At 41.8% G+C, this 7,742-nt stretch carries 9 protein-coding genes; 4 read left to right on the top strand and 5 right to left on the bottom strand.

Annotated features, from left to right (window positions below; translation table 11 throughout):
- Together ACOVQQ_RS07000 and ACOVQQ_RS06995 are read left to right on the top strand one after the other, a co-directional pair.
- On the top strand, positions 1-734 hold a 734-nt coding region (locus ACOVQQ_RS07000; protein WP_421817566.1), incomplete at its 5' end, for a T6SS effector amidase Tae4 family protein.
- Between the two features lie 11 nt (positions 735-745).
- Entirely contained in the window at positions 746-1,246 is a 501-nt protein-coding gene (locus tag ACOVQQ_RS06995) for a hypothetical protein (protein WP_421817565.1), read from the top strand.
- A gap of 582 nt (positions 1,247-1,828) precedes the next feature.
- Here ACOVQQ_RS06995 and pyk read toward each other — a convergent pair.
- The 5 genes from pyk to ACOVQQ_RS06970 all read right to left on the bottom strand — a co-directional run bounded on the left by pyk (position 1,829) and on the right by ACOVQQ_RS06970 (position 6,237).
- Positions 1,829-3,259 carry a pyruvate kinase gene (gene pyk, locus ACOVQQ_RS06990; RefSeq protein WP_421817564.1) on the bottom strand — a complete coding sequence of 477 codons (1,431 nt, stop codon included), beginning with the start codon at positions 3,257-3,259 and terminating at the stop codon, positions 1,829-1,831.
- A 1-nt stretch (position 3,260) separates the two neighbouring features.
- Positions 3,261-3,746 (bottom strand): IPExxxVDY family protein, encoded by a 486-nt coding sequence (locus tag ACOVQQ_RS06985; RefSeq protein ID WP_094487273.1) that lies wholly within the window; start codon positions 3,744-3,746, stop codon positions 3,261-3,263.
- 95 nt (positions 3,747-3,841) lie between these two features.
- On the bottom strand, positions 3,842-4,585 hold the full coding sequence (gene rnc, locus ACOVQQ_RS06980; RefSeq protein WP_421817563.1) for a ribonuclease III: 744 nt from the start codon (positions 4,583-4,585) through the stop codon (positions 3,842-3,844).
- A gap of 3 nt (positions 4,586-4,588) precedes the next feature.
- The gene (gene fabF, locus ACOVQQ_RS06975; RefSeq protein WP_094487275.1) at positions 4,589-5,842 is read right to left on the bottom strand and encodes a beta-ketoacyl-ACP synthase II; all 1,254 of its coding nucleotides are present in this window, start codon (positions 5,840-5,842) and stop codon (positions 4,589-4,591) included.
- 158 nt (positions 5,843-6,000) lie between these two features.
- Positions 6,001-6,237, bottom strand: a complete 237-nt coding sequence (locus ACOVQQ_RS06970) for an acyl carrier protein (RefSeq protein WP_007137004.1) — start codon at positions 6,235-6,237, stop codon at positions 6,001-6,003.
- 156 nt (positions 6,238-6,393) lie between these two features.
- On the opposite strand from ACOVQQ_RS06970, the gene ACOVQQ_RS06965 reads away from it, so the two are divergent.
- Positions 6,394-6,963, top strand: coding sequence for a phosphoribosylglycinamide formyltransferase (locus ACOVQQ_RS06965; protein ID WP_421817562.1), 570 nt, complete (start codon positions 6,394-6,396; stop codon positions 6,961-6,963).
- The gene (gene rnhA / locus ACOVQQ_RS06960) at positions 6,956-7,423 is read left to right on the top strand and encodes a ribonuclease HI (protein WP_421817561.1); all 468 of its coding nucleotides are present in this window, start codon (positions 6,956-6,958) and stop codon (positions 7,421-7,423) included. Before ACOVQQ_RS06965 ends, rnhA begins: the two co-directional genes overlap by 8 nt.
- Positions 7,424-7,742: the final 319 nt, after the last annotated feature.

Below are 7,742 nucleotides of genomic sequence, written 5' to 3'. Positions count from 1 at the left end.
ATTTGGAATTTGTGAAATGGACTATTGATTATTTGATAGAGCATCCAGAAGTGACCTGGGAGCAGTTTAAGAATTGGTTTTTTACCGAAAACGAAGGTGATGATTTATTTTACGATGAAAATTATTGGAATAATCCGAATTTAAACTTTCCCCAGCAAAATTTGCCAACCTGGAATGATTTTTTAGACGGAATTCCGGTAAATATTGACAACACATACATATTAGGGCCAAATAACATTTTCCCATTAATTGGCGGTGATGTTTTGCAGCTCTACTTAACTACTCCAAGTGATATGCAAAATACTTGTGCCGCTCGAATATCTATTGCTTTGATAAGAAGTGGTATTGAGATTCCTTACATTCCAGGACAAACAGTTAAAGGTGGTGGTGCAGAGTTCGGCGACAAGTATTTCTTTTTGAATGCTAAAGCTTTAAATGAATGGATGAGGAAAACTTTTGGCACACATGATGGGGCTAACGGCACGCCGATAAACGGAAATCATTCAAGCTATTTTCCCACAAATGCCGCAAATGACAATAGTTTACGACTTGATTTTATAACAAACAAAAGGGGTATTTTTTCCTCAGTATCAACCCCAGCACATGACCTTCACAATGCCTCAGGACACGCGGATTTATTAATTTCGAATGGAACTATTGTCCCTGGAGAGTGTATAACGGGTTGCAATCTCGACATTCCTTTATCACGAATCGACATCTGGATTTTAAATTAAAATTGAATATTATGAGGATTATATTTTTAATATCGATGGCTTTATTTAATGCATGTGTTTTTAGTCAAAAATATCAGAGCTTTCCCGACACTTTACAATTTAAAGGTCATGTTTTTAACTATACACATGTGGTTTTTCAACCTAACAATCGGTGGATTGGTGAGAAGTTTTTAACCACCTCAACAAAAGTTGCACAAAGTGTCGAAGCGAGATTGATTTCTTGTCAAAAATCACAACCAAGCGATTATGCGGGTTTCTACCTGTTGAGAATAGATTACAGGATGTTAAAAAGACATGAGTTATCTGAGAAGGAAGTATTAACGGCATTAATTAATAAAATAGACAAAGAGCTTATGAAGTTAAATTTGCCTACCGCTCTTATTCCTTGTAAAGTAAAGAACATACCCAAGAGTGTAACCTACTTTCGGGACAAGCCAAATCGAACTTTGGAAGAAATGGGACGATACGCAATTAATGTTACTGTAAAAGATGCCTGTTTAAAACTGTACTAAGGAGCTAGATTTCTCCAAACCACGAGACGAGTTCTTTGCTTTGCAAATAAATTGAGCTTTAAGTCGTTAGTATTCTCTTCTAAATTAAAAATATACAACAACTTCTGTTTCTTTTTTGCACATGAGGTTTAGCACTGTTTTCTCAGTAACGACTGTCCTAGCCGCGATAGCAGTGTAAAGGGTGCGCAGCGGCGGCCGTTTGAGCTGCGGTGTAAAAGAGCGACCAACGGAAGCTACTTTTACTCCCTCAGCGAAACGGGCGCCGCAAGCACACTTGCAACGGATAGCGCGATTAGCTACAAACCTGAGTTCGATTAAAAATCTTTGTCAGATCGCTTGAAATTAACAAGTTGTGGAAGCAAATAGTAATGTAAAGAAATAACTTGCACGCTAAACAGATAAATGGCTGCCTACTTCGTTAGATTTTTTTGCGATACTACAGTATCCCAAAACAAATCCGCCTTGTAATCAACCATTTATCTGTTTTCTGACCGCAATTTTTAAATCGAACTCAGGTTACAAAAAAATAGCACAAAAAAATCGGCCGAGAAAGCCGATTTTATATTAATTGACATTTATTGTTTACACAATTTCTGATACACGCAAGGTATTTACCATTCCTTTTTCGGTAACGGGCATCGCCGCAAGGTTGATTAGGAAGTCGCCTTTATCAACAAAACCGCGATCTCTGGCAATTTGGTTAACGTCGGTTACCGTGTCGTCGGTGCTCACAAATTTGTCGTAATAAATTGATTTTACGCCCCACAGCAAGTTGAGTTGCGTTAAAATACGTTTGTTAGACGTGAAAACCAAAATATGCGATTGCGGGCGCCAAGCCGAGATTTGAAAGGCCGTGTAACCGCTGTTTGTTAACGTACAAATAGCTTTTGCCTTAATAACGTTTGCCATGCTAGCCGCGTGGTGGCAAATAGATTTCGTGATGAAACGCTTGGTGCGCACCTGTGGTGTATTTTGCGGTACTTGAATCAGCGGAGAATCTTCGACCGCCTCGATAATTTGCGTCATTTTTTCAATGACCTGAACCGGATAGTTACCAACCGATGTTTCGCCGGAAAGCATTACCGCATCGGCACCGTCCATAACCGAGTTTGCCACGTCGTTAACTTCGGCGCGAGTCGGCGTGAGGCTGGTAATCATGGTTTCCATCATTTGTGTAGCGATGATCACTGGAATACGAGCCGTTTTGGCACGGTTGACCAATTTCTTTTGAATAAGCGGAACTTCGTGTGCCGGAACTTCAACACCTAGATCGCCGCGAGCCACCATCAAACCGTCGCAATACGCTACAATTTTATCGATGTTTTCAACACCTTCTGGTTTTTCAATTTTTGCTACAATCGGAATTTTATGGTCGGAATGTTCGGCAATAAGTTCTTGTAGTTCAATTAAATCGTCGGCTGTTCGCACAAACGATAGAGCAATCCAATCTACTTTTTGTTCTATTGCAAAAATGGCGTCTTTTACGTCTTTTTTTGTTAAAGCTGGAAGCGAAACTTTGGTGTTGGGCAAGTTTACCCCTTTTTTAGACTTTAACGGTCCACCTTGAATGACTACACACTTTACTTCGGCTACGCGATCGGTTTCGATGGCTTCGAAGATGAGTTTACCGTCATCGAGCAAGATGCGTTCCCCGGGGTTTACATCGGCAGGGAACTCTTTGTAGTTCATGTACACGCGTTCGGCAGTTCCAGGCACGTCTTCGGCGGTTTGGAAGGTGATGATATCGCCGGGCGACACCACTACGTCTTCTTTCATAACGCCTACGCGCAGCTTCGGACCTTGTAAATCGCCCAGGATGGCGGTTGTGTAACCAAATTCGTCGTTTAGGCTTCTAATGGTTTCAATTTTCTCTCGGATATCGTCGTAATCGGCATGTGAGAAATTGACACGAAAAACGTTCACACCGGCGTCAATCATTTGCTTCAAGACTTCTCTGGATGAGCAGGCCGGACCGAGCGTTGCTACAATTTTCGTTTTTTTGTTTGTTGGCATTCTAATAAAAGATTAAATTGTTTTTTGACTTCAGTTCGTCAACATTCAGCAGTTGAACGAAGGTCGTCGTAGGAATAGTTTTTATTTTCTCGGCGAGCTCTTCTGGGGCTTGCGCGGCATTTTCGATTCGCAGGATGTAATCGGCTTTTTTAAATTCCGGAACGAGATACATTTTTGCACTGCGCCACTCGATGCTGTCGTTAAAAAGTGAGTTTGCGGCAGGTTTTAGTGTTTCGATAAAAGTCTGGCTATTTTTCACCAAGTCAAAAATCTCGTCGGTATCTTCGTTGTGATAGCTGTATCCGGTAAAGGTGCGAATTTCCTTTTTGAATACGGCTTCGAAGCCTTTGTCGTTAGGTTTTAAATGGATTTGCAGTTTCTCATTTAAGAAAAAAGATAGGCGATAGGGTTCAATGGTTGTATGAATAGCAAACGCATGAAAAACCGGCTCATCAAAGTCATCAAATTGCAATTTGTGCAACATCATCCTTTTGCAAATAAGTTGTAAAGATAGCAACTAAAGTGCAAATACACAGCGTTTTTAATACAGGAAACACGGAATAATCAGCGAAATCGTTGTAGTTAGGCTTTTCGAACGATTTGTTTTTGGAGCGCGAAATAGGCTCGTTGCGCGGCTTTTTCTTCGGCTTTTTTCTTAGAAGTTGCTCGGGCTTTCGCAACCACTGACTCATTCAAATACAATCGAACGCCAAAAAAACGTTCGGTTCCAAGCGATTCTTCTTCAAAGGTTTCAAATCGAAAGGTTTTCTTTTCTTTCTGACACCATTCAATGAGTAAACTTTTGTAACTAATTACCTTTCCTTCGAGTTTGGAAATATCTACATAGGGCTTTATAACTTTCGAGTGAATAAAGCGCTCGCAACCCGCGTAGCCTTGGTCGAGAAATAGCGCGCCAACTAAGGCTTCAAAAATATTTCCGTGAATGTTGTCGCCGAAGTGTTTGGGCGAAACTTTGCTTTCTACCAACTGCACCAAATTGAGGTCTTTTCCCAATTCGTTTAAATGCTCGCGACTCACGACTTTTGAACGCATTTTGGTGAGATAACCTTCATCGCCACCGGGCACTTCTCTAAACAAATGCGCAGCCACAACCGATCCGAGCATGGCGTCGCCTAAGAATTCCAAACGCTCGTAGCTCACCACGTTTCCGTTGGCATCGGTTTTATTGCTGGAGCGATGCGTGAATGCCGCTTCGTAAAAGGCGATATTTTTGGGCGCAAATCCTAAGATATTTGACACTTCGGTAAAAAAAATCCCGCCTGTTTCAGCGCGGGATTTGGTAAATATCTTTTTTAGGAAACGCATGGATTAGTCTACGAGTTTACGAAATAAAACACAGGCGTTATGACCTCCAAAACCAAACGTATTGCTCATCGCTACATTTACTTCGCGCTTTTGTGCTTTGTTGAGCGTCAGGTTTAACGATGGATCGATGTTTTCATCGACCGTTTCGTGGTTAATTGTCGGAGGAACGATACCGTATTTGATGGCGAGAATTGATGCAATGGCTTCAATAGCTCCGGCTGCTCCGAGCAAATGGCCCGTCATCGATTTGGTAGAATTGATGTTGATGTTTTTAGCATGTGCACCAAAAACAGCACTAATTGCTTTTAATTCGGCCACATCGCCCAGCGGCGTTGAGGTTCCGTGTGTGTTGATGTGGTCTACATCTTCCGGATTCATGTTGGCATCGCGCAAGGTGTTTTTCATTACGGCAATTACACCAATTCCTTCCGGGTGTGGAGCTGTAAGGTGATACGCATCCGACGACATTCCGCCGCCGCCGATTTCACAATATATTTTTGCGCCGCGCGCTTTGGCATGTTCGTATTCTTCGAGCACGATTGCTCCAGCACCTTCGCCAAGTACAAAACCGTCGCGGTTTGCATCGAACGGGCGCGAGGCAGTTTGTGGGCTGTCGTTTCGAGTTGAAAGCGCATGCATGGAGTTAAATCCGCCCATACCAGCAATGGTTACAGCGGCTTCCGATCCGCCGGAGATAATCACATCGCACATACCTAAACGAATGTAGTTAAATGCGTCGATTAAGGCATTTGCCGAAGAGGCGCAGGCAGAAACGGTTGTATAGTTTGGTCCCATGTAGCCGTTTCGCATCGAAATGTGCGCAGGAGCAATATCGGCGATCATTTTAGGAATAAAAAACGGATTGAATTTCGGGGTACCGTCGCCTTTCGCGTAGTACATCACTTCATCTTGGAAGGTTTCTAAACCGCCAATTCCAGCACCCCAAATAACACCTACGCGGTATTTATCTACATTATCGTGTGTGATTCCGGCGTCTTTTATGGCTTCGTCGCTAGCAGCAATAGCATATTGGGCAAATTTGTCCAAGCGCCGCGCCTCTTTGCGATCCATGTATTGTTCGATATTGAAGTTTTTGACTTCGCAAGCAAACTTGGTTTTGTGTTTTTCGGTGTCGTAATAGGTAATGGGAGCTGCGCCGCTTTTGCCTTGAATTAAGGCGTCCCAGTATTCGGCAACAGAGTTTCCGATTGGAGTTAAGGCTCCTAAGCCGGTTACTACTACTCGTTTCAAGCTCATATACTACAATTTTATGCGATAAAAGTAAAAAAATAATACCTATGTTTTATTGAATAGTCAATAATGAAACATAGGTATATAATGTTGTTGACTGCAATACAGTCTGATTTTTTAAAAAATAAAAATCCCGCAAGCAAACAGCAGCGGGATTGTTAGTATTATTTTTTAGCCTCTTCGATATAAGAAATTGCTTGACCAACAGTAGCGATGTTTTCTGCTTGATCGTCCGGAATCTGAATATCAAATTCTTTTTCAAATTCCATAATCAATTCAACTGTGTCGAGTGAGTCAGCTCCTAAATCATTCGTGAAGCTAGCTTCGGTTACCACTTCGTTTTCGTCTACACCTAATTTGTCTACGATGATCGCTTTTACTCTTGATGCAATGTCCGACATAATTTCTTGTTTTTAAATTTAATTTGTTGGCAAAAATAAAAAACTTTAAATTAAAAAGGTTGAAGTAGCCGAAAAACTACAAATTGTTGTTCACTTTAGTTTTAAAAGACCACTCATTTTAAGTAAAAACTGTTCCTTTGTATTTCGATAACTGCCATGAAAAACATTGTAATTTTCGCCTCCGGTAACGGCAGCAATGCCAGTTCTATTCACCAGTATTTCCAGTCGTCTGGACGTGTTCGGGTCGCTGCAATTTTTTGTAACAATCAGCAAGCAGGCGTACTTTCGAGAGCGCACGATCTGGGAATTCCAACGGAAGTTTTTTCTAAAGCCGAATTTTCCGAATCCTCGTTTGTCGAAAGAGTGCGTTCGTATCAACCCGATTTGCTTGTTTTAGCTGGGTTTTTACTTCAAGTACCCGAGTACTTAGTACACGCATTTCCGAATCAAATTATTAATATTCATCCGGCTTTACTACCTAAATACGGCGGAAAAGGAATGTATGGCATGCATGTGCACCGTGCCGTTTTTGAAGCTAAAGAGCCTGAAACCGGAATTTCGGTTCACTTTGTCAACGAGCATTACGATGAAGGTGCCCTAATTTTCCAAGCGAAAACAGCAATCACTCATTGTCAATCGCCCGAAGAAATCGCCGCTGCAGTTCAAGCGCTCGAGCACCAACATTTTGCAGCCGTCATCGATAATTTATTAACCGCAGATGAGTAGAATACTGATTTTTACAGACGGCGCCGCAAAAGGCAATCCAGGACCAGGTGGTTTTGGAGTTATACTTGCTCAGGAAGGAACTACACATTATAAAGAATTATCGGGCGGTTTCAGACTCACAACCAACAACCGTATGGAATTGCTCGCTGTAATCGTAGGTTTAGAGCATATTCGGATAGAGAATGCAGAGGTTTTGGTGGTGTCAGATTCTAAATATGTTGTCGATGCCGTTATGAAAGGTTGGGTGTTCAATTGGGTGCAAAAAGGGTTTAAAGACAAAAAAAATCCCGATTTGTGGAAACGATTTTTACAAGTATACCGCCGCCATCGCGTTACTTTTCAATGGATAAAAGGCCATAATGCGCACCCACAAAACGAGCGCTGCGATGCTCTGGCAGTAGCCGCAGCAATAAAACCCAATTTACCTGCTGATGTGTACTACGAAAATTACGAAGCGTAGGTAAAATATTGACAGAACTATAGTTTGTTTTCCTTTTTATGGGCGTTGAGTCGGCTAGAATTGCAACGCTTCGCAAGCGCAAAATCCGTCCTGCTGCCATAGGCTATTGTATCACCCGAAACAATCGCTTTTTTGGCAGAAATGCCATCACAAAAAGGCTTTCTGCGGCCATTTTTAAGGTGGAGAATCTTATCCGATAAGTGTGCTAGAGAAAAAACACCTTCAAAATCTAATCGGCTACTACTTGATTAATCTCGCACAACGGGACTTTTGTTAAGCTATTTTCCGCAAAATCAAACGCAAAAACTAAAGCGCTTGC

The organism is Flavobacterium sp. (genome assembly GCF_049240005.1).
GTDB lineage: Bacteria > Bacteroidota > Bacteroidia > Flavobacteriales > Flavobacteriaceae > Flavobacterium.
The sequence above is the reverse complement of the archived record's forward strand: the minus strand, read 5'-3'. Positions and strand labels throughout refer to the sequence as shown.